The organism is Tepidimonas sediminis (assembly GCF_007556605.1).
Lineage (GTDB): Bacteria > Pseudomonadota > Gammaproteobacteria > Burkholderiales > Burkholderiaceae_C > Tepidimonas > Tepidimonas sediminis.
In genome coordinates this window covers 98,582-118,252 of sequence record NZ_VJND01000001.1, presented here as the reverse complement: position 1 = coordinate 118,252, position 19,671 = coordinate 98,582, and the positions used below count along the sequence as shown (strand labels likewise).

The window sequence follows — 19,671 nt, the reverse complement described above, 5'->3', positions numbered from 1 at the left end:
CCGTCCTGCGGCGAAAGTGCTGACCGGGAGAAGATGAATGACCAACGATGCCCTTGACCTGACCCCCCTTCGCAATGCCCTCGCGCGGCTCAACGAAGGCTGGGAACGCTATCAAAAAGACACGACGGATACCCAGATCCGCGACGGCCTGATCCAGCGCTTCGAGTTCACGTACGAAATCAGCCACAAGATGCTGAAGCGTTATCTCAAGGCCACCTCGGCGAACGCAGCCGAATTCGACGAGATGAGCTTCCAGGACCTCATCCGCACCGGGCATGAACGCGGCCTGCTATTACATGGCTGGCCGCAGTGGCGCGTCTACCGCGAGATGCGGGCCAAGACCAGCCACACCTACGACGAGGACGTGGCGCTGGAAGTCGTAGCCGGCATCCCCGATTTTCAGCGAGAAGCGGCCTTTCTGCTGCAAAAGCTGGAAAGTGGGAAGGCATGACCACGGCCGACACCACCCCGCCGCCGATCGACATCGCGCCGGAGCACTGGCGGATCGTCCGGCAGATACTCCGCCAGCACGTGCCCCAGCACCCGGTGTGGGCATTCGGCTCGCGCGCCCGACGCGCCGCGCGCCCGCTCTCGGACCTGGACCTCGCCATCATCACCGACCGGCCGCTGCCGCTGTCGGTGCACGCGGCGCTGACGGAGGCGTTCTCGGAGTCGGACCTGCCTTACAAGGTGGATATCGTCGATTGGGCCACGACCAGCGATTCATTCAGAAAGATCATCGAGCGGGACAAGGTGGTGGTGCAGGAGGGAGGATCGGAATATGGCGGGTGAGTGGACGAAGTATCGAATCGAAGAGGTTGCCGAACGTGTGGCTATGGGACCGTTCGGCTCTTCAATCAAGGTCGAGACGTTTGTCCCTGAGGGCGTGCCCGTGATCAGTGGGCAGCATTTACACGGCTTTCGCCTTGACGATACGCCGGGGTATAACTTCATCACCCCCGAGCATGCGGAACGGCTACGCAATGCAAATGTGCAGCGGGGTGACGTTGTCTTCACTCATGCGGGAAACATCGGACAAGTTGCTTATATATCGAACACATCTGCCTTTAACAGATACGTCATTTCCCAGCGCCAGTTCTACCTGCGTCCCGATCAAAGCAAAGTCCTGCCAGAATTTCTCGTCGCCTACTTCCGCTCGCCGGACGGCCAGCACAAACTGCTGGCCAATACCTCGCAGGTTGGCGTCCCGTCGATTGCGCAGCCGGTGACTTATCTGCGTTCGTTAGAAATTCCACTGCCTCCCCTTCCCGAACAACGCGCCATCGCCCACATCCTCGGCACGCTGGACGACAAGATCGAACTCTTGCGCCGCCAGAACGAAACGCTGGAGGCGATGGCCCGTGCCTTGTTCAAGGCCTGGTTCGTGGACTTCGAGCCGGTGCGCGCCAAGATGAATCTCCCCTCTCCCCCCGGGAGAGGGGCCGGGGGTGAGGGCACCACCAAGCCCAAACTCCCCCCTGACCTGCTCGACTTCGCCCGCGAGCTGCGCACTCGCATGACCGATGCCGAAGCGCTGCTGTGGCGCCTGCTGCGCAACCGTCGGCTGGCAGGCGCGAAGTTCCGCCGCCAGCACCCCTTCCCGCCGTATGTGCTCGACTTCTATTGCCACGAACACAGGCTGGCCGTGGAGATTGACGGTGGGCAGCACAACGAAGAGGCCGGGCGGCGGCACGACGCCCGCCGCGATGCCTTTTTGGCCGAACATGGCCTGCGGGTTTTACGTTTTTGGAGTCACGACGTTCTGCAGCAGACCGAGGCGGTGCTGGAGGCGATTTTTCAGGCGATTGTGGAGCACCGTTTGCCCTCACCCCCGGCCCCTCTCCCGGGGGGAGAGGGGGGCAAACTTCCCTCACCCCCAACCCCTCTCCCAGAGGGAGAGGGGAGCTGGGGCGCGCTCGGCGCGGATGGGGTATGGCATTGGCCGCAGCACATCCTCGACCTCTTCCCCGACCGCCTCGTCGAATCGGAATTGGGGGAGATTCCGGAGGGGTGGGAGGTTGGCGTACTCGGCGATGTTGCGGAACATCTGCGGCGTAGCGCGCAGCCCGACAGGATCGAACCCGACACGCCATACATCGCGCTGGAACACATGCCCAGACGCTGTATTAGCCTTGCTGATTGGGGCTCTGCGGAAGGATTGGAGAGCAACAAGTTTGCCTTCAGGCAGGGGGAGATTCTTTTCGGGAAGCTCCGGCCTTACTTCCACAAGGTCGGCGTCGCGCCGGTCGATGGCGTCTGCTCGACCGACATTGTCGTTGTGGCTCCGAAAAACAGCCACTGGTTCGGGTTCGTCCTCGGACATGTGTCGAGCAGTGAGTTCGTCGAGTACACGAACGCTGGCTCAACTGGGACGAAGATGCCGCGTACGAGCTGGGCTGACATGGCTCGCTATGAGGTTGTCTTGCCGCCGGAACCGGTGGCCGAGGCCATGACACAGCTGGTGCAGCCATCGGTTGAGCGGATCATCGCTGCCATTCACGAATCCCGCACCCTCGCCCAACTGCGCGACACCCTTCTACCCAAACTCATCTCCGGCGAGCTGCGCGTGAAGGACGCCGAGGCGTTTTTGAAGGAGCGCGGCTTATGAAGCCAGCCTCCGGCATCATCATCTACGACGGTGGTGAAGCACGCGTCGAGGTGCGGCTGGAGCGCGACACGGTCTGGCTGACGCAGGAGCAGATGGCGCTGCTGTTTGGCCGCGAGCGCTCGGTCATCACCAAGCACATCCGCAATGTCTTCGCCGAGGGCGAACTGGAGCGCGAGGCAGTATGTGCAAAATGTGCACATACTGCCTCGGACGGAAAGACGTACCAAGGCGAGTCCAACAACCTCGACGTCATCATCTCGGTCGGCTACCGGGTCAAGTCGCTGCAAGGCACGCGCTTCCGCCAGTGGGCCACGCGGGTGCTGCGCGAGCATTTGACGCGCGGCTACACGCTGGACCGCCAGCGCTTCGAGCAGAACGCCGCCCTGCTGGTGGCGAAGTCGGACGCCAAGAACAAGAACCCGATGGTCCGCCTGATCGAGAACATGCCGACCCTTTCGGGGGCACCAATACGAGGAGTCGAGCCGTGACGGTCAACCTCTCTCCCCCGCGCATCGAAAACCTGCGCGTAAGGAATTACCGCGCGCTCCAGAACGTCGAACTTGATCGCATCACACCACTGACCGTCCTGCTAGGGCCAAACGGCAGCGGCAAATCCACGGTTTTCGACGTCTTCGCATTCTTAGCCGAATGCTTCTCAGACGGCCTGCGCAAAGCGTGGGATCGCAGGGGACGATTCCGCGAGCTGCGCAGCCGGGACCAGGACGGCCCCATCGTCATCGATCTCCAATACCGGGAGCGCCCTGGCGCCCCCCTCATCACCTATCATCTGGAAATCGAAGAACAGGCCAAGGGCCCGGTCGTCGCGCGGGAGTTTCTGCGCTGGAAGCGCGGCCATCCCGCCGCGCCGTTCCATTTCCTGGATTACCAGTATGGCCACGGCAAGGTCATTACCGGCGAAGCGCCAGAGGCAAGCGACATACGTGTCGATAAGCCGCTCTCCGGCCCGGACGTACTGGCGGTCAGCACGCTGGGCACCTTGGCCGAAAACCCGCGCGTGATCGCGCTGCGCGACTTCATCACCGGCTGGCACCTTTCCTACCTCTCGACGGACGCCGCCCGCGGCAACCCGGAGGCGGGGGCGGAGGAACGCTTGTCCCCAACCGGCGACAACCTGCCCAATGTCATTCAATACCTGCGCGAGCAACACCCTGATCGCCTGGAACATATTTTCGAAACATTGCGGCGGCGCATCCCTCGCATCGAGAAGGTCGAAGCCCAAGTATTGGAAGACAGCCGCTTGCTGCTGTTGGTCAAGGATGCACCGTTTTCCAAGCCGGTGCTGTCACGCTTTGCATCCGACGGCACGCTCAAGTTGCTGGCCTATCTGACCGTTCTCTACGACCCCGATCCGCCCCGACTCGTGGGCATCGAGGAGCCGGAGAACTACCTGCATCCCCGTCTGCTGCCGGAGCTGGCCGAGGAGTGCCAGCAGGCCGCGGATCGCACGCAGCTGATCGTCACGACGCATTCGCCATTCTTCATCAACCCTCTGCGGCCGGAAGAGGTGCGCGTGCTCTACCGTGCCGCCGATGGATATACCCGCATTCGCCGGGTGGTCGACATGCCGGGCATACAGGACTTTATCCGGCAGGGCGCAACGCTCGGTGAGCTTTGGATGGAAGGGCATTTCGACGCCGGCGATCCGCTTGACATGGGGGATGAGGGGTGACGCAGATCGAGTTTTTGGTCGAAGAGCCTTCGGCAGAAGAGGCGCTTCGGCATGTGCTGCCGAGGCTGCTGCGCGGGCGCGCGCGCTGGAAACTGATCAACCTGGGGAGCAAATACAAACTGCTCCGGGCCCTACCCGACCGGCTTGCGGCCTATCGTGATCGCATCGCGCGGGGCGAGCCGTTGCGCGTGGTCGTGCTGGTGGACCGGGATACCGACGATTGCGCGGCGCTCAAGCGTCAGCTCGAAGACATGGCGAAGGCGGCTGCACTCGCGACCAAGACCCACCCTGATGCACAAGGGCTGTTCCACGTCGTCAACCGAATCGCGGTCGAGGAATTGGAATCGTGGTTTATCGGTGACGCCGCAGCGCTGCGGCAGGCGTTCCGCAGCCTGCCCACGGTCGATGTCGGCAAAGGCGTCTTTCGCAATCCTGACAATGGCGGCTCTTGGGAAGCGTTACATCGCTTCCTCAAGAAGCACGGCATCTACAAGAACAGCTATCCCAAAATCGACGCCGCGCGGCGCATCGCCCCCTACCTCGACCTGCAAGTCAACCGCTCGCGCAGCTTTCAGGTCTTCGTTGAAGGCGTGGAGGCACTGCTGATATGACGTTCTGTTCTGATGATCGCGCGTCGTTCCTGGCCACTGCCGCCGCCCCGGAATAAGGAGTGACCCGATGGCGTTTCTGCCTGAATCAGACGTTGAGGCGGCGCTGCTCGCGCAGTTGCAAACCTTGGGCTTTGCCGTGGAACGCGAAGAGGACATCGGCCCCGACGGTCGGCGGCCACAGCGCACCGGGCATGACGAGGTGGTGCTGCGCCCTCGGTTGGAGACGGCGCTGGCAGGGTTGAATCCCACGCTGCCCGAGGCGGCGCGGCAGGAGGCGCTGCGCCGCGTGCTGCAGGTTGAGCGCCCCGCGTTGCTCGAGGAGAACCGCCGCCTGCATCGGCTGATGACCGAGGGCGTGGACGTGGAGTACGACGCCCTTGACGGCACGCTGGCCGCCGGCAAGGTGCGGCTGATCGATTTCGAACGCCCGGAGCGGAACGACTGGCTGGCGGTTCCGCAGTTCACCGTCGTCCACGGCGGCCACCAGCGCCGGCCGGACGTGGTGATCTTCGTCAATGGCATGCCGCTGGTGGTGGTGGAGCTGAAGGCGCCGGGCGCGGAGCAGGCAACGCTGCAAGGCGCCTTCAACCAGTTGCAGACCTACAAGGCGCAGATCGCGCCGCTGTTTCGCACCAACGCGCTGCTGATCGCCTCCGACGGCCTGCAGGCCCGGGTCGGCTCGCTGTCGGCGGATTTCGAGCGCTTCATGCCGTGGCGCACCACCGACGGGGCGAGCATCGCGCCGAAAGGCGCCCCGGAGCTGCCGACGCTCATCGAAGGGGTACTGCAGCCGGAACGGCTCTTGGCGCTGCTGCGCGACTTCACGGTGTTCGGCCAGACCGGCGCGGGGCTCGTCAAGATCATCGCGGGCTACCATCAGTTCCACGCGGTGAGGAAGGCGGTGGAACAGACGATCCGCGCGATGCCGCCGGTCAACGCGGTGCGGGAGGAGCCGGCGGTCTACGGCCTGCCCTCGGCGCGCGACCAGCGGCCCGGGGACCGGCGCGTGGGCGTGATCTGGCACACGCAGGGATCGGGCAAGAGCCTGCTGATGGCGTTTTACGCCGGGGTGCTGGTCAAGCACCCGCGGCTGGAAAACCCGACGCTCGTGGTCATCACCGACCGCAATGACCTGGACGATCAGCTCTTTGCCACGTTCTCGATGTGCCGGGATCTCATCCGCCAGACGCCGGTTCAGGCGGAAAGCCGCGAGCACCTGAAGACACTGCTGGATCGCGCTTCGGGCGGGGTGATCTTCACGACGCTGCAGAAATTCGGCGAGGTGGACGGGGCGCTGACGACCCGGCGCAACGTGGTGGTGATCGCCGATGAGGCGCACCGAAGCCAGTATGGCTTTCGCGCCCGGCTGGACGCCAAGACGGGCGAGGTGGGCTACGGCTTCGCGAAGTACCTGCGCGACGCGCTGCCCAACGCCAGCTTCATCGGCTTTACCGGCACGCCGGTGGAGGCCGACGACCGCAACACCCCGGCGGTGTTCGGCCACTACATCGACATCTACGACGTCAGCCGTGCGGTGGAGGACGGCGCCACGGTGCCGATCTATTACGAATCGCGGCTGGCCAGGCTGACCCTGGCCGAGGACGAGAAGCCCAGGATCGACGCCGAGATCGAGGAACTGCTGGAGGACGAGGAAGAGACGGCGCGCGAGCGCGCCAAGCAGAAATGGGCGACGGTGGAAGCGCTGGTGGGCGCGGACAAGCGCATCGCGCAGGTGGCGCAGGACATCGTGCAGCACTTCGAGGCACGGCAAGCGGCGCTCGCGGGCAAGGGCATGATCGTCTGCATGAGCCGGCGCATCTGCGTCAAGCTCTACGAGGCCATCGTGCGGCTGCGCCCGCAGTGGCACAGCGACGATGACGCCCAGGGCGCGATCAAGATCGTGATGACCGGGGCGGCGAGCGACCCGCCCGAGTGGCAGCCGCACATCGGCAACAAGGCGCGGCGCGACCTGCTCGCCAAGCGCGCGCGTGACCCGAATGACCCGCTCAAGCTCGTGATCGTGCGCGACATGTGGCTGACCGGCTTCGATGCGCCGTGCATGCACACGATGTACGTGGACAAGCCGATGCGCGGGCATGGCCTCATGCAGGCCATCGCACGGGTGAACCGGGTGTTTCGCGACAAGCCGGCGGGCCTGATCGTGGACTACATCGGCATCGCGCAGAACCTCAAGTCCGCGCTCGCCCAGTATTCCCCGCGCGACCGGGAACAGACCGGCATCGACGAGGCCGAGGCGGTGGCCGTGCTGCTGGAAAAGCTCGAGGTCGTGCGCGCGATGTTCCACGGCTTCGACTACACGGCGGCGCTGGAGGGCACGCCGGCGCAGCGCCTGGCGGTGATGGCCGGCGCGCTGGAGTGGATCCTGGAGCGGCAACGGCAGTGGGCGGCGCAGGAAACGACCCCTGAGGGCCGGAAGGCCGCGTGGCGGCGCTTTGCGGACGCGGTGCTGGCGCTGTCAAGGGCTTACGCGCTGGCCGCGGCGAGTGAGGAGGCGCGCGCCGTGCGCGAGGAGGTCGGATTTTTCCAGGCGCTGCGCGCGGCGCTTGCCAAGACAGGCCCGGGCAGCGCGCGCAGCGCGCAGGAGCGCGAGCTCGCCATCCAGCAGATCGTCAGCCGGGCGGTGGTCTCCACGGAGATCGTGGACATCCTGCAGGCCGCGGGGCTGAAGACACCCGACATCTCCATCCTGTCGGAGGAATTCCTCGCCGAAGTGCAGCAGATGGAGAAGAAGAACCTGGCGCTGGAGGCGCTGAGGAAGCTGCTGCAGGACGGCATCCGTGCCCGCGCCCGGGCCAACGTGGTGCAGACGCGCGCCTTCTCGCAGCGGCTGGAGGAAGCCATGGCTCGCTATCACGCCAACGCCCTCACCACGGCCGAGGTGCTGCAGGAACTGATCCAGTTGGCCCGCGACATCCGCGCGGCCCGAAGTCGGGGCGAGGAGACGGGACTGACGGAGGAGGAGATCGCCTTCTACGACGCCTTGGCCGAAAACGAGAGCGCGGTGCAGGTGATGGGTGACGAGAAGCTGCGCGTGATCGCGCATGAGCTGCTCACCAGCCTGCGGCAGAACGTCACGGTGGACTGGGCGCACCGCGAGTCGGCCCGGGCGCGGCTGCGCGTGCTGGTCAAGCGCATCCTGCGCAAATACGGCTACCCGCCCGACCTGCAGGACAGGGCGGTGCAGACCGTGCTGGCGCAGGCGGAAGCGTGGTCGGCGACCTGGAGCGCCGAGCTCGCGCGGGCCTGAGCGTCCCTCACCCCAACGCCGCCCACGCCTGCGCGAGGTCGGCGCGCAGGTCCTCCACGTCCTCCAGCCCCACCGCCAGCCGCACCACGCGCGGCGCGTGGGGCCACGGGCGCTGGCGCATGGCGGGGATGTCGTAGGGCACGCACAGGCTGACCGGCCCGGCCCAGCTGTAGCCGAGGCGAAACAGCCGCAGCGCATCGCAGAAGGCGTCGATGCGCTCGGACGCCACGTCCGGCTCGAAGACGAGGGTCAGCAGCGCCGCAGCGCCCCGCGCCAGGCGCCGCCAGTGCTCGTGGCCGGGGGAGCCGGGCAGCGCCGGATGCAGCACCCGCGCCACGCGCGGCTGCCGCGCCAGCCACTGGGCCAGTGCCCGGCAGCGCTCGTCCTGCGCGCGGTAGCGCAGCTCCAGGCTCGGCAGCCCGCGCAGCACGGCTTCGGCGTCGTTGGCGCCGACACCCAGCCCCAGCCGCATGTGCGTCATCAGCAGCGCGTGGTGCAGCGCCTCGTCGCGCGTGCACACCGCGCCCATCAGCACGTCGGCGCCGCCGCTGGCGTACTTGGTCAGCGCCTGCATCGTCACGTCCACGCCCCAGTCGAACGGCTGGTAGGCCACGCCGGCGCCCCAGGTGTCGTCCAGCGCGGTGACGATCGGCCGCGCGCGCCCGGCATTGGCGCGGCGCACCACCTCCACCAGCGCCGGCACGTCCGGAAACTCCAGCGTCACCGAGCCGGCCGCCTCCAGCCACACCAGGCGCGTGCGCTCGCCGATCGAAGCGGCCAGGTCGGCCGGATCCATCGGGTCGTAGACGCGGTGCGTGATGCCCCAGCCGGCCAGCTCGTGCTGCGCCAGCGCCAGGTTCGGGCCGTAGGCATTGTCAGGGATCAGCACCTCGTCGCCGGCGCGCAGCAGCGCCAGGTCCACCAGCGCGATCGCGGCCAGCCCGCTGGGCGCCAGCACGCAGTGGCGCGCGCCCTCCAGCGTCGCCAGCCGCTCCTCCAGCGTGAAGGTGGTGGGCGTGCCGTGCAGGCCGTAGGTATAGCCGCTCTTGTCCTGCCAGCGCCGCGTGCGCAGCGCCGCCACGTTCGGGAAGAAGACGGTGGAGGCCTTGTGCACCGCCACCGGCGCAGCGTCGAAGCCGTCCGGCGCGCGGTACGGGTGGTGGATCAGGCGGGTGCTCAGACCTTCCATTTGGCCAGCAGCTGCTCGGGCCGCAGGTTGTCGTAGCACTCGAACGGCTGGTGGATCCAGGGGTTGGTCGGCAGGTATTCGACCGAGTAGTCCGGCGTGAAGATCGACACCGCCTTGGTCCAGATGACGGCGGTGCGCAGCTCGGTGATCGGCGCGTAGTGGGTGCGCAGCAGCTCCACCACCGCCTTCAGCGTGTGGCCGGAGTCGGCCAGGTCATCGACCAGCAGCACGCGGCCGGCGATCTCGCCCTTGGGCGTGGTGATGTAGCGCGCGATGTCCAGCTGGCCGCGCACCGTGCCACCCTCGGCGCGGTAGGAGCTGGTGGACATGATGGCCAGCGGCTTGTCGAAGATGCGGCTGAGGATGTCGCCCGGACGCATGCCGCCGCGCGCCAGGCACAGGATGGTGTCGAACTGCCAGCCGGACTGGTGGATCTTGATCGCCAGCTTCTCGATCAGGTTGTGGTATTCGTCGTACGAGACGTACAGGTGCTTGCCGTCTTCGGTGAGCATGGCGCAGAGTCCTTGGCGGCCACGGGCCGGGGTTCAGGCGGCGAACGGATGCCGCAGCAGGATGGTATGGTCGCGGTCCGGGCTTGTCGAGATGACGTGGATCGGCACGCCGGTGGTGGCCTCGATCCGCTCCAGGTAGCGGCGCGCGTTGGCCGGCAGGTCCTCGTAGCGCGTGATGCCGGCGGTGGGCTCGCTCCAGCCCGGCAGCGTCTCGTAGATGGGCTCGCAGCGCGCGATCTCGTCGGCGCCGAGCGGCAGCAGGTCGATCTCGCGCCCATCCAGGCGGTAGCCGACGCAGAGCTTGAGCTCCGGCAGGCCGTCGAGCACGTCCAGCTTGGTGATGCACAGGCCCGAGAGGCCATTGACCTGCGCCGAGCGCTTCAGCAGCGCGGCGTCGAACCAGCCGCAGCGGCGCGCGCGGCCGGTGGTGGTGCCCTTCTCGGCGCCGACGGTGGCCATGTGCCAGCCGGGCGTGCCCTCGGTCTGCCAGTCGAGTTCGGTCGGGAACGGCCCGCCGCCGACGCGCGTGCAGTAGGCCTTGGTGATGCCGAGCACGTAGTGCAGCAGCCCCGGGCCGACGCCGGAGCCGGCGGCGGCGTTGCCGGCCACGCAGTTGCTGGAGGTGACGAAGGGGTAGGTGCCGTGGTCGATGTCCAAGAGCGTCCCTTGCGCGCCCTCGAACAGCAGGTTGGCGCCGGCGCGGTGCGCGTCGTTGAGCTCGCGCGAGACGTCGGCCACCATCGGCCGCAGCTGCTCGGCCTGGCGCATCGCTTCCTCGTACACCGGCTCGAAGCGCACGCGCCCGCGCTCGATGTAGGGCGCCAGCGCCGGGCTCCACTCCAGCGTCTCGGAGCCCAGCAGCGTCACCAGCACGTGGTTGTGCAGCTCCAGCAGCTCGCGCAGCTTGGCGGCGAAGCGCTCGGGATACTGCAGGTCCTGCACGCGCAGCGCGCGGCGCGCCACCTTGTCCTCGTAGGCCGGGCCGATGCCGCGGCCGGTGGTGCCGATCTTGGCCGCGCCGGCCTTTTCCTTGGCGGCCTCGCGCGCCACGTCCAGCGCGGCGTGGAACGGCAGGATCAGCGGGCAGGCCTCGCTGATGCGCAGGCGGCTGCGCACCTCGACGCCCGCACGCTCCAGGCCCTCGATCTCCTCCAGCAGCTTGGCCGGCGACAGCACCACGCCGTTGCCGATGTAGCACTTCACGCCCGGGCGCATGATGCCGCTCGGGATCAGGTGCAGCGCGGTCTTGACGCCACCGATGACCAAGGTGTGGCCGGCGTTGTGCCCGCCCTGGAAGCGCACCACGCCGTGCGCGGTCTCGGTCAGCCAGTCGACCAGCTTGCCCTTGCCCTCGTCACCCCACTGGGTGCCGACCACCACCACGTTGCGCCCCGGCTGGGGCTGGAAAGCTCGGTTCGTCATCACTCGTAGGTCCGTCTCAGGCCGCCAGGGGGCGCTCGTCTGCATGCGTGCGGGGATGGGAGGAATCTCGTCAGGGAGCGCCCAGCGGCTGCACCACCCAGGCACCATCGCGCTGCACCAGTTCGCGGTCACAGGCGAATTCGTCGACCTCGTGCTCGTGCCCGGGCAGCACGCTGACCACCGTCTCGCCCTGCGCGCGCAGCGCCGCCACGGCGGCACGCAGCGCGGCGTCGTCATGCCGCCACGGCGCCCGGATGGCGGCGCGCAGCGCCGGGGCGGGCACCAGACGCACGAGCTGCTTGACGTCGAGGCTGAAACCCGCCGCCGGGCGCTGCCGCCCGAACACCGCGCCGACCGCATCGTAGCGGCCACCGCGGGCGATCTCGTGGCGCGCCGACGCCCCTCCCAGTACCGAAAAGCGCACTCCCGTGTAGTAGGCGTAACCGCGCAGATCGGCGAGGTCGAAGGTCACCTGCACCGGCAGACCGAGTTCGCCCAGGCGGTCGTGCAACCAGCGCAGATCGGCCAGCGCCGAGCGCAGCGCCGCGCTGGGGGGCAGGCGGCGCGCGGTTTCGTCCAGCACCGCCACGTCACCCCAGAGGTCGGGCAGCGCCTGCAACGCCGCGCGCACGGCCGCCGGCAGGTCCACGGTCAGCGCCTCGAGCCCCGCGGCGTCCTTGGCTGCCAGCGCCGCGTGGATCGCGGCCACCCGTGCCGGCGTCAGCTCGCAGCCGGCCAGCACCGCATCGACCACGCGCACGTCACCCAGATCGACCTGCAGGCCCGGCAGGCCGGCGGCGCGCAGGGCATCCAGCGCCAGCTCCAGGATCTCGAGGTCTGCCTCCAGTCCGGCGTGGCCGTAGATCTCGGCTCCGAACTGCAGCGGCTCGCGCGTGCCGTGCACGCCGCCGGCGCGCGTGTGCAGCACCGGGCCGCAGTAGCACAGACGCGCCACGCCCTGGCGGTTGAGCAGATGGGCATCGATGCGCGCCACCTGCGGCGTGGTGTCGGCGCGCAGCCCCAGCATGCGGCCCGAGAGCTGGTCGACCAGCTTGAAGGTCTGCAGCTCCAGCGCCTCGCCGGTGCCGGTCAGCAGCGACTCCAGGTGCTCCAGCAGCGGCGGGATCACGAGCTCGTAGCCGTAGCGCCGCGCCGCCTCCAGCAGGCTGCGGCGCAGGTCCTCCAGGTGGCGCGCCTCGGAGGGCAGGACATCGGCGATGTGATCCGGCAGCAGCCAGGCGGACATGGCACTCGGGGCTCGGGCAGCGGGCAAAGCCGCGATTGTAGCGCGCGACCTGCCTGCGCCCGGGGCGCGCGAGGCTTCAGCGCCCGCCGGCGCCGCCACCCGCGCCGGCCGAGCCCCGGAAGGCCTTGAAGAACTCCGACGACGGGTCGACGACCAGCACGTCGCCCTTGCCGCTGAAGGTGGCCTTGTAGGCCTCCAGACTGCGGTAGAACTGCGCGAACGCCGGATCGCGCCCGAACGCCTGGTTGTAGATGCGCGCCGCTTCGGCGTCGCCCTCGCCCTTGATCTTCTGCGCCTGGCGATAGGCCTCGGCCAGGATCACCTCGCGCTGGCGGTCGGCCTCGGCGCGGATCTTTTCGCCTTCGGCAAAGCCGGTGGAGCGCAGCTCGTTGGCCACGCGCTTGCGCTCGGCTTCCATGCGGTCATAGACCGAGCGGGTGATCGACTCGGCGTAGTCGATGCGCGAGATGCGCACGTCCACCACGTCGATGCCCCAGGGCTTTTCGGCGCCGCGCACCGCGGCCAGCACCTCGCGCTGCACCGCGGCCATCAGCTCCTCGCGCTTGGTGGACAGCAGCTCGCGCAGGGTGCGCTTGTTGACCTCCTGCTGGAAGGCGTTGCGCACCACGCGGTTCAACTGGGCGGCGCCGGCGCGCTCGTCCAGTCCGACGTTGCGGATATACGCCGACGGGTCGGAGATGCGCCAGCGCACATACCAGTCGATGACGACGCGCTGCTTCTCGGCGGTCAGCGTCGGCTCGGTGTCGGTGCTCTCCAGGGTCAGCAGCCGCTTGTCGATGTAGGACACGTTCTGGAACGGCGGCGGCAGCTTGAAGTTCAGGCCCGGCTCGGTGACGACCTTGCGGATCTGCCCGAGCTGGAACACCACGCCGAACTGGCGCTGGTCGACGACGAACATGGTGGAGCTCAGCACCGCCAGCAGCACCAGCAGCGACGAGACGAAGAATCCAATGCGGTTGGCCATGGCTTTGCGCTTCCTCTCCGTCAACGCCCTTCACGGTCACGGCTGCGCGCGTCGTCGCGCGAGCGCGTGTCGCGGCCGCTGCCGCCGGCCGCGGAGGCGGCGCCGGCGGCCAGCGGCGGCGCCACCGCGGTGGCAGCGCCGCCAGCCTCGCCGGCGCTGACCTGCTGCATGATCTTGTCCAGCGGCAGGTACAGCAGGCTGGACTGCGCGCGCGTGTCGACCAGCACCTTGGTCACGTTGGCGTAGATCTGCTGCATGGTCTCCAGGTACATGCGCTCGCGCATGACCTGCGGCGCCTTGGCGTACTCGGCCTGCACGAGGGCGAAGCGCTGCGCGTCACCCTGGGCCTGCGCCACGATGCGCGCCTTGTAGCCCTCGGCCTCCTCCAGCAGGCGCGAGGCCGCGCCGCGCGCGCGCGGCACGACGTCGTTGGCGTAGGCCTCGGCCTCGTTCTTGGCGCGCTCGCGCTCCTGGCCGGCCTTGAGCACGTCGTCGAAGGCGGCCTGCACCTGCTCGGGCGGGCGCACGCCGCCGGCCTGCAGGTTGATGCCGACGATCTCGATGCCGACGTTGTAGCGGTCCAGGATGGTCTGCATCAGCGTGCGCACGCGCGGCGCGATCTGCTCGCGCTCCTCGGCCAGCGCGGCATCCATCTTCATCTTGCCGACCACCTCGCGCACCGCCGTCTCGGCGGCCTTGACCACCGCGGCGTCCGGGTCGCGGCTGTTGAAGAGGTAGGCACGCGCATCGCTGAGGCGGTACTGCACGGCGAACTTGATCTCGACGATGTTCTCGTCCTCGGTCAGCATCGCCGACTCGCGCAGCCCGGTGGCGCGCACGATGGCGTCGCGGCCGATGTCGACCGAGCGGATCTGGGTCACGAACACCGTCTCGTGGCGCTGGATCGGGTACGGCAGCCGCCAGTTGAAGCCGGCCCCCACCGTGCTGTGGTAGCGGCCGAACTGGGTGATGACGGCCTGCTGGCCCTCCTGCACGACGAAGAAACCGGTGCCGAGCCAGATCAGCACCGCCACGCCGGCGATGAGGCCGATACCGATGCCGGTGCCCTTCGGGTCGGGGCGGCGCAAGGGCTCCTCGCCCCAGCCGCCGCGTCCGCCGTCGCCGCCCTGCCCGCGTCCGCCACGGCCGCCGAACAGGCCGCCCAGCTTGCGGTTGAAGTCGCGCCAGAGCTCGTCCAGATCCGGCGGCTGCTGGGCCCCGCCGCGCGGGCGCCGCGGCTCGTCTTGGCCGCCGCCGTCGTCGCCCCGTCCCCAGCGCGGATCGTTGAGGTTGAAGACACCGCGCAGCCCGCGCCACCAAGCGCGTACGCGGCCGCCGCCACGCTGCGACGGCACGCCACCTGGCTCAAGCCCCGCCGGGGTCAGGTCGTTCATCGGCTTTCGTTCCTCTCAAGGGTACGTCAATTGTGCCCCATCGCCGCCTTCGCCGGCGGCCGCCAGCCGATGCGCCCGTGCCGCCTCGGCCAGCACCGCGCGCAGCTCGGGCAGCCCCTCACCGGTCAGGGCGCTCACGAAGACCCGAGTCACGACGCGGCCGTCGAGTTCCATCTGGTCGCGCAGCGCGTGCGGCCGCTGCGCTGCGGGCAGCGCGTCGAGCTTGTTGGCCACCAGCACCTGCGGAATGTCGCCGGCACCGATGTCGCGCAGCACGCGCAGCACGTCCTCGATCTGCTCGGGGTGCTGCGGATTGGCCACGTCGACGACGTGCAGCAGCAGGTCGGCCTCGCGCGCCTCCTGCAGCGTGGCGGAAAACGCCTCCACCAGCGTGTGCGGCAGGTCGCGGATGAAGCCCACCGTGTCCGACAGCGACACGTGAGCGGCCTCGGGCCCCAGGTAGAGCTGGCGCGTGGTGGTGTCCAGCGTCGCGAACAGCTGGTCGGCCGCGTAGGCGCGCGCCTTGACCAGGGCGTTGAAAAGCGTGGACTTGCCGGCGTTGGTGTAGCCCACCAGCGAGACGTCGAACGTGCCGCGGCGCTGGCGCTGGCGGCGCTGCGTGTTGCGCTGGCGCTTGACCAGCTCCAGCCGCTTGCGCGTGCGCTGGATCGCCTCGGCGATCATGCGGCGGTCCAGCTCGATCTGCGTCTCGCCCGGGCCGCCGCGCAGGCCGATGCCGCCGCTTTGCCGCTCCAGGTGCGTCCAGCGGCGCACCAAGCGCGTCTGCAGGTACTGCAGGCGCGCCAGCTCCACCTGCAGCTTGCCTTCGTGGCTGCGCGCGCGCTGCGCGAAGATGTTGAGGATCAGCAGCACGCGGTCGTTGACAGGCAGCTTCAGGTGCCGCTCGAGGTTGCGCTGCTGCGCGGGGCTGAGCGCCTGGTCGAACAGCACCTCGCGCGCCCCGTGCGCCGCCGCCAGCGCCTGGATCTCGTCGGCCTTGCCCTTGCCGACGAACAGCGCCGCATCGGGGGCCTTGCGCCGGCATACGACGCGGTCCAGCACGACGAAGCCGGCGCTGCGCGCCAGCTCGGCCAGCTCGGCCAGCGTCGGATCGAAATGCGGCTGCCCGAGATCGACCCCGACCAGGATCACCCCCGGCGGGGTCGCCCCGGATTCGGCGTTGGCCGCCGCGTGCACGGCGCTCAGGCGTTGCCCTCGGCGCTGGCCGCCGGCGTGAACTGCACCGGACGGCCGGGCACGATGGTCGAGATGGCGTGCTTGTAGACCATCTGCGTCACCGTGTTGCGCAGCAGCACGACGTACTGGTCGAACGACTCGATCTGGCCCTGCAGCTTGATGCCGTTGACCAGGTAGATCGACACCGGCACGTGCTCGCGGCGCAGCTGGTTGAGAAACGGGTCCTGAAGGAGTTGGGCCTTGTTGTTGCTCACGATATCTTCCGTGTTCGTGGGGGGTGAAAAAAGAAAACCGAACGGCGAAGTTACCACAATCGCCACCTGTGCGCCGGCGCGCTCAGGCGTAGGGGTTGTCCTGCGTGCGCAACTCGATGCGCAGCGGCGTGCCGACGAGGTCGAACGCCTTGCGGAAGCGCGCCTCGAGGTAGCGCCGATAGGCGTCGCCGACATGCTCCAGCGCGTTGCCGTGGATGACGATGACCGGCGGGTTGTGGCCGCCCTGGTGGGCGTAGCGCAGCTTGGGGCGGACGTTGCCGGCGCGCTTCGGCGCCTGGTAGGCCACCGCCTCGTGCAGCAGACGGGTCAGCAGCGGCGTCGGCATCTTGATCATCGCCGATTCATAGGCGCGCACGATCGAGCCCCACAGCGCCTGGATGCCCTGGCGCTGACGCGCCGAGATGAAGTGCAGCGGCGCGTGCTTGAGGAAGCCCAGCCGCGCCTCGATCGAGCGCTGCACCAGCTGGCGCTGGTAGTCGTCGGCGGCGTCCCACTTGTTGACCGCCAGCACCACCGAGCGGCCGCTGTCGAGGATGAAGCCGGCGATGTGCGCGTCCTGCTCGGTGACGCCCTCGGTGGCGTCCAGCAGCAGCAGCACCACGTGCGCGCCCTCGATCGCCTGCAGCGTCTTGACGACCGAGAACTTCTCCACCGCCTGGAAGACCCTGCCCTTGCGGCGCAGGCCGGCGGTGTCGATCAGCTCGAAGCGCCGGCCCTGACGCTCGAACGGCACGCGGATGGCGTCGCGCGTGGTGCCCGGCAGGTCGAACGCCACCAGCCGCTCCTCGCCCAGCCAGGCGTTGATCAACGTCGACTTGCCAACGTTGGGCCGGCCGGCCACCGCCAGCCGGATGACCCCCTCGTCGTCGCGTGCCTTGGCTTGCCCGGCCGCCTCTTCGTCGTCCTGCGGCAGGTCGAGCCGCGCCAGCGCCGCCTCCACCAGCGAGCGCAGCCCCTGTCCGTGCGCCGCCGACACCGGCACCACGTCGCCCAGCCCGAGCTCGTAGAACTCGGCCCACTGACCGCTTTCGCGCATGCCCTCGGCCTTGTTGGCCACCAGCACCACCGGCTTGCCGAGGCGGCGCAGATAGGCGGCGATGTCGTGGTCCTGCGCCGTCAGCCCGGCACGCGCGTCGACGACGAACAGCACCACGTCGGCCTCGGCCACCGCCTGCCGCGTCTGCTTGGCCATCTCGCGCACGACGCCCTGCTCGGCGCTCGGCTCGAAGCCGCCGGTGTCGACGACGATGAAGTCGCGTCCACCCCAGCGCGCCTGGCCGTAGTGGCGGTCGCGCGTCAGGCCCGGCAGGTCGGCCACCAGCGCGTCGCGGCTGCGCGTGAGGCGGTTGAACAGCGTGGACTTGCCGACGTTGGGCCGCCCGACCAACGCCACCACCGGCGTCGGGCGCGTCATTGCGGCCGCCAGGCGTAGACGCCGCCGTTGCGCGTGACGGCGATCAGCGTGTTGCCCACCGCCAGCGGTCCGTCGACGATCGCCGAGCCGTCGGTGGGCAGGCGGTTGAGCATGGCGCCGTCGGCGCGGGCCAGCAGGTGCACGTAACCCTGCGCATCGCCGATGGCCAGCGAGCGGCCGATCGCCAGCGGGGCGGTCAGGCCCCGGTGCAGCAACCGCTCGTTGACCCACAGGCGCGCGCCGTCGCGCCGCGCCAGCGCGATGACGCGACCGTTGGCCTCGGCCCCGTAGACACGGTCGGCATCGGCCTGCACGCCGGTGGCGCCATCCGCCGGCTGTGTCCACAACAGGCGCCCGCTGGCGGCATCCACGCAACCGATGGCGGCCTGGAACGCGCGCGCACAGAGCACGTCGCCGTCGCGCCCGGCGCGGCCGACGAGATCGACCAGCCGCTCGATCTCGGTGGCACCGCGCGTGCGCCCGATCACCGCGTCCCAGCGCACGCGACCGTCGTCCGGATCCAGTCCCACGAGGCGACCGCCGATGCCGGCCACCAGCGTGTTGCCCACCGCGGTCAGCAGCCCGGTCTGCTGCAGCACCAGCGGCTCGGTACCGCGGCTGGTGTACTGCCACAGGCGCGCGCCGGTGCGCGCGTCGAACGCGCTGACACTGCGGTCGCCGGCCAGCACGAAGACACGCTCGCCCGCCACCAGCGGCGCGGTGTAGACGCGTGCCGACAGGCGCTGGCGCCACGCCACGCCGGCTGGCGTCAGCGCCACCAGCTCGCCGTCACGCGTCACCAGCGCGGCGCGGCGGCCGTCGAAGCCGACGCCGGCGGCCATCGGCGCGCCGGCCGCGGCGCGCCAGCGCAGGCTGCCGCCCTCGCCGTCGAAGACGCTGACCTCGCCGGCCGCGTTGGCCACCGCCAGCTGGCCGTCACGCACCACCGGCACCAGCAGCGCATCGACCGGACCGACCTGCTGTCGCCAGACCTGGCGCGCCTCCACCAGTGGCACCACCGGCTCCAGCGGCGCCGGTTGCGGCTTCTTGGCGCCAGAGGCACACGCCCCCAGCAGCACGACGCCGGTCAGCAGCGCGGCCACGGCCTGCCAGCGCCGCCTGCCCCCACGTGCGAGCATGGTCATGGCTGCTGCCCTCCCTGACTGGCGCCCGGATCGACGCCGAGCGCGTTGAGCTTGGCTTCGACGATGCCGCGCCAGCCGACGTCACCGTCCAGGCCGCGCCAGGCCTTCAGCCAGGCCTCGCGCGCCGCCTCGGCCTGGCCCTGGCGCTGGCGCAGGTCGCCCAGCCGGTCGGCGCGCCACGGCTCGAAGGCCGCCGGCACCGGGGCATCCAGCAGGCGCTGCGCCTCCTCCAGCTGACCGGCATCGAGCGCCAACCCCGCCAGGCGCAGCCGCGCCACCGCGGCGATCTCGTCATCGTCGCGCCGCCCGATCACGAAGCGCAGCGCCGCGCGCGCCTCATCGGCCCGTTCGGCCTCGGCCAACGAGCGCGCGGCCACGAGCGCCCCCAGGCGCGCCTGCGCGGTGCGCCCGGCCTGGGCCTGCAGGTCGGCCAGCGCGCGCTGCACGCGCGCCGCGTCGCCCGCCTGGGCGCCCTGTTCCAGCTCGTCCAGCAGCGCCGCGGCCTGCAACGCCTGCCGGTTCTGCCAGTATTGCCAGCCCTGCCAACCGGCGTAGGACAGCAGCGCGGCCGTCAGCGCCCAGGTGATGAGGCCACCCCACCGGGCCCAGAAGGCCTTGAGCTGGGCGAGCTGTTCCTGTTCTTCGAGATCGTAGGCGGCCATGGATCGTCCGTCACGTGCGTTGGCGCCGCATTGTAGGGGGTGCGCGGCGCGCC

Annotated in this window: 18 protein-coding genes; 7 read left to right on the top strand and 11 right to left on the bottom strand. The window is 69.2% G+C overall.

Annotated features, from left to right (window positions below; all coding sequences use genetic code 11):
- Positions 1–37 precede the first annotated feature (37 nt).
- The 7 genes from Tsedi_RS00575 (at position 38) to Tsedi_RS00540 (ending at position 8,177) form a co-directional block, all read left to right on the top strand.
- Positions 38–451, top strand: a complete 414-nt coding sequence (locus Tsedi_RS00575) for a nucleotidyltransferase substrate binding protein (protein ID WP_143892557.1) — start codon at positions 38–40, stop codon at positions 449–451.
- On the top strand, positions 448–792 hold the full coding sequence (locus Tsedi_RS00570) for a nucleotidyltransferase family protein (RefSeq protein ID WP_143892555.1): 345 nt from the start codon (positions 448–450) through the stop codon (positions 790–792). The genes Tsedi_RS00575 and Tsedi_RS00570 overlap by 4 nt, the downstream gene beginning before the upstream one ends.
- Entirely contained in the window at positions 782–2,608 is a 1,827-nt protein-coding gene (locus Tsedi_RS12245) for a DUF559 domain-containing protein (protein ID WP_221934171.1), read from the top strand. Before Tsedi_RS00570 ends, Tsedi_RS12245 begins: the two co-directional genes overlap by 11 nt.
- On the top strand, positions 2,605–3,096 hold the full coding sequence (locus Tsedi_RS00555; protein ID WP_143892553.1) for a virulence RhuM family protein: 492 nt from the start codon (positions 2,605–2,607) through the stop codon (positions 3,094–3,096). The genes Tsedi_RS12245 and Tsedi_RS00555 overlap by 4 nt, the downstream gene beginning before the upstream one ends.
- Positions 3,093–4,298: an AAA family ATPase gene (locus Tsedi_RS00550; RefSeq protein ID WP_143892551.1), complete on the top strand. Its 1,206-nt coding sequence runs from the start codon at positions 3,093–3,095 to the stop codon at positions 4,296–4,298. The genes Tsedi_RS00555 and Tsedi_RS00550 overlap by 4 nt, the downstream gene beginning before the upstream one ends.
- Entirely contained in the window at positions 4,295–4,909 is a 615-nt protein-coding gene (locus tag Tsedi_RS00545; RefSeq protein WP_221934170.1) for a DUF4276 family protein, read from the top strand. The genes Tsedi_RS00550 and Tsedi_RS00545 overlap by 4 nt, the downstream gene beginning before the upstream one ends.
- A gap of 67 nt (positions 4,910–4,976) precedes the next feature.
- Positions 4,977–8,177, top strand: a complete 3,201-nt coding sequence (locus tag Tsedi_RS00540; RefSeq protein WP_143892549.1) for a type I restriction endonuclease subunit R — start codon at positions 4,977–4,979, stop codon at positions 8,175–8,177.
- A 7-nt stretch (positions 8,178–8,184) separates the two neighbouring features.
- Here Tsedi_RS00540 and Tsedi_RS00535 read toward each other — a convergent pair whose 3' ends face one another.
- From Tsedi_RS00535 to Tsedi_RS00485, 11 genes are all read right to left on the bottom strand, one after another.
- On the bottom strand, positions 8,185–9,366 hold the full coding sequence (locus Tsedi_RS00535) for a PLP-dependent transferase (RefSeq protein ID WP_143892547.1): 1,182 nt from the start codon (positions 9,364–9,366) through the stop codon (positions 8,185–8,187).
- Complete coding sequence (locus Tsedi_RS00530; RefSeq protein ID WP_143892545.1) at positions 9,354–9,878, bottom strand: phosphoribosyltransferase; 525 nt, start codon at positions 9,876–9,878, stop codon at positions 9,354–9,356. The genes Tsedi_RS00535 and Tsedi_RS00530 overlap by 13 nt, the downstream gene beginning before the upstream one ends.
- Positions 9,879–9,911: 33 nt before the next feature.
- Entirely contained in the window at positions 9,912–11,300 is a 1,389-nt protein-coding gene (locus tag Tsedi_RS00525) for an adenylosuccinate synthase (protein ID WP_143892543.1), read from the bottom strand.
- A gap of 70 nt (positions 11,301–11,370) precedes the next feature.
- A complete protein-coding gene (locus Tsedi_RS00520; RefSeq protein WP_143892541.1) occupies positions 11,371–12,546 on the bottom strand; it encodes an ATP phosphoribosyltransferase regulatory subunit in 1,176 nt (391 codons plus the stop codon).
- 76 nt (positions 12,547–12,622) lie between these two features.
- On the bottom strand, positions 12,623–13,531 hold the full coding sequence (gene hflC, locus Tsedi_RS00515; RefSeq protein WP_143892539.1) for a protease modulator HflC: 909 nt from the start codon (positions 13,529–13,531) through the stop codon (positions 12,623–12,625).
- Positions 13,532–13,551: 20 nt separating this feature from the next.
- Complete coding sequence (gene hflK, locus Tsedi_RS00510; protein WP_143892537.1) at positions 13,552–14,925, bottom strand: FtsH protease activity modulator HflK; 1,374 nt, start codon at positions 14,923–14,925, stop codon at positions 13,552–13,554.
- A gap of 15 nt (positions 14,926–14,940) precedes the next feature.
- The gene (hflX, locus tag Tsedi_RS00505; protein WP_246099124.1) at positions 14,941–16,122 is read right to left on the bottom strand and encodes a GTPase HflX; all 1,182 of its coding nucleotides are present in this window, start codon (positions 16,120–16,122) and stop codon (positions 14,941–14,943) included.
- Positions 16,123–16,127: 5 nt separating this feature from the next.
- Positions 16,128–16,376, bottom strand: coding sequence for an RNA chaperone Hfq (gene hfq / locus Tsedi_RS00500; protein ID WP_143892535.1), 249 nt, complete (start codon positions 16,374–16,376; stop codon positions 16,128–16,130).
- An 82-nt stretch (positions 16,377–16,458) separates the two neighbouring features.
- Positions 16,459–17,811, bottom strand: a complete 1,353-nt coding sequence (gene der / locus Tsedi_RS00495; RefSeq protein ID WP_143892533.1) for a ribosome biogenesis GTPase Der — start codon at positions 17,809–17,811, stop codon at positions 16,459–16,461.
- Positions 17,808–18,956 carry an outer membrane protein assembly factor BamB gene (bamB, locus tag Tsedi_RS00490; RefSeq protein ID WP_143892531.1) on the bottom strand — a complete coding sequence of 383 codons (1,149 nt, stop codon included), beginning with the start codon at positions 18,954–18,956 and terminating at the stop codon, positions 17,808–17,810. The genes der and bamB overlap by 4 nt, the downstream gene beginning before the upstream one ends.
- Positions 18,953–19,618 carry a YfgM family protein gene (locus Tsedi_RS00485; RefSeq protein WP_143892529.1) on the bottom strand — a complete coding sequence of 222 codons (666 nt, stop codon included), beginning with the start codon at positions 19,616–19,618 and terminating at the stop codon, positions 18,953–18,955. The genes bamB and Tsedi_RS00485 overlap by 4 nt, the downstream gene beginning before the upstream one ends.
- Between the last annotated feature and the right edge of the window lie 53 nt (positions 19,619–19,671).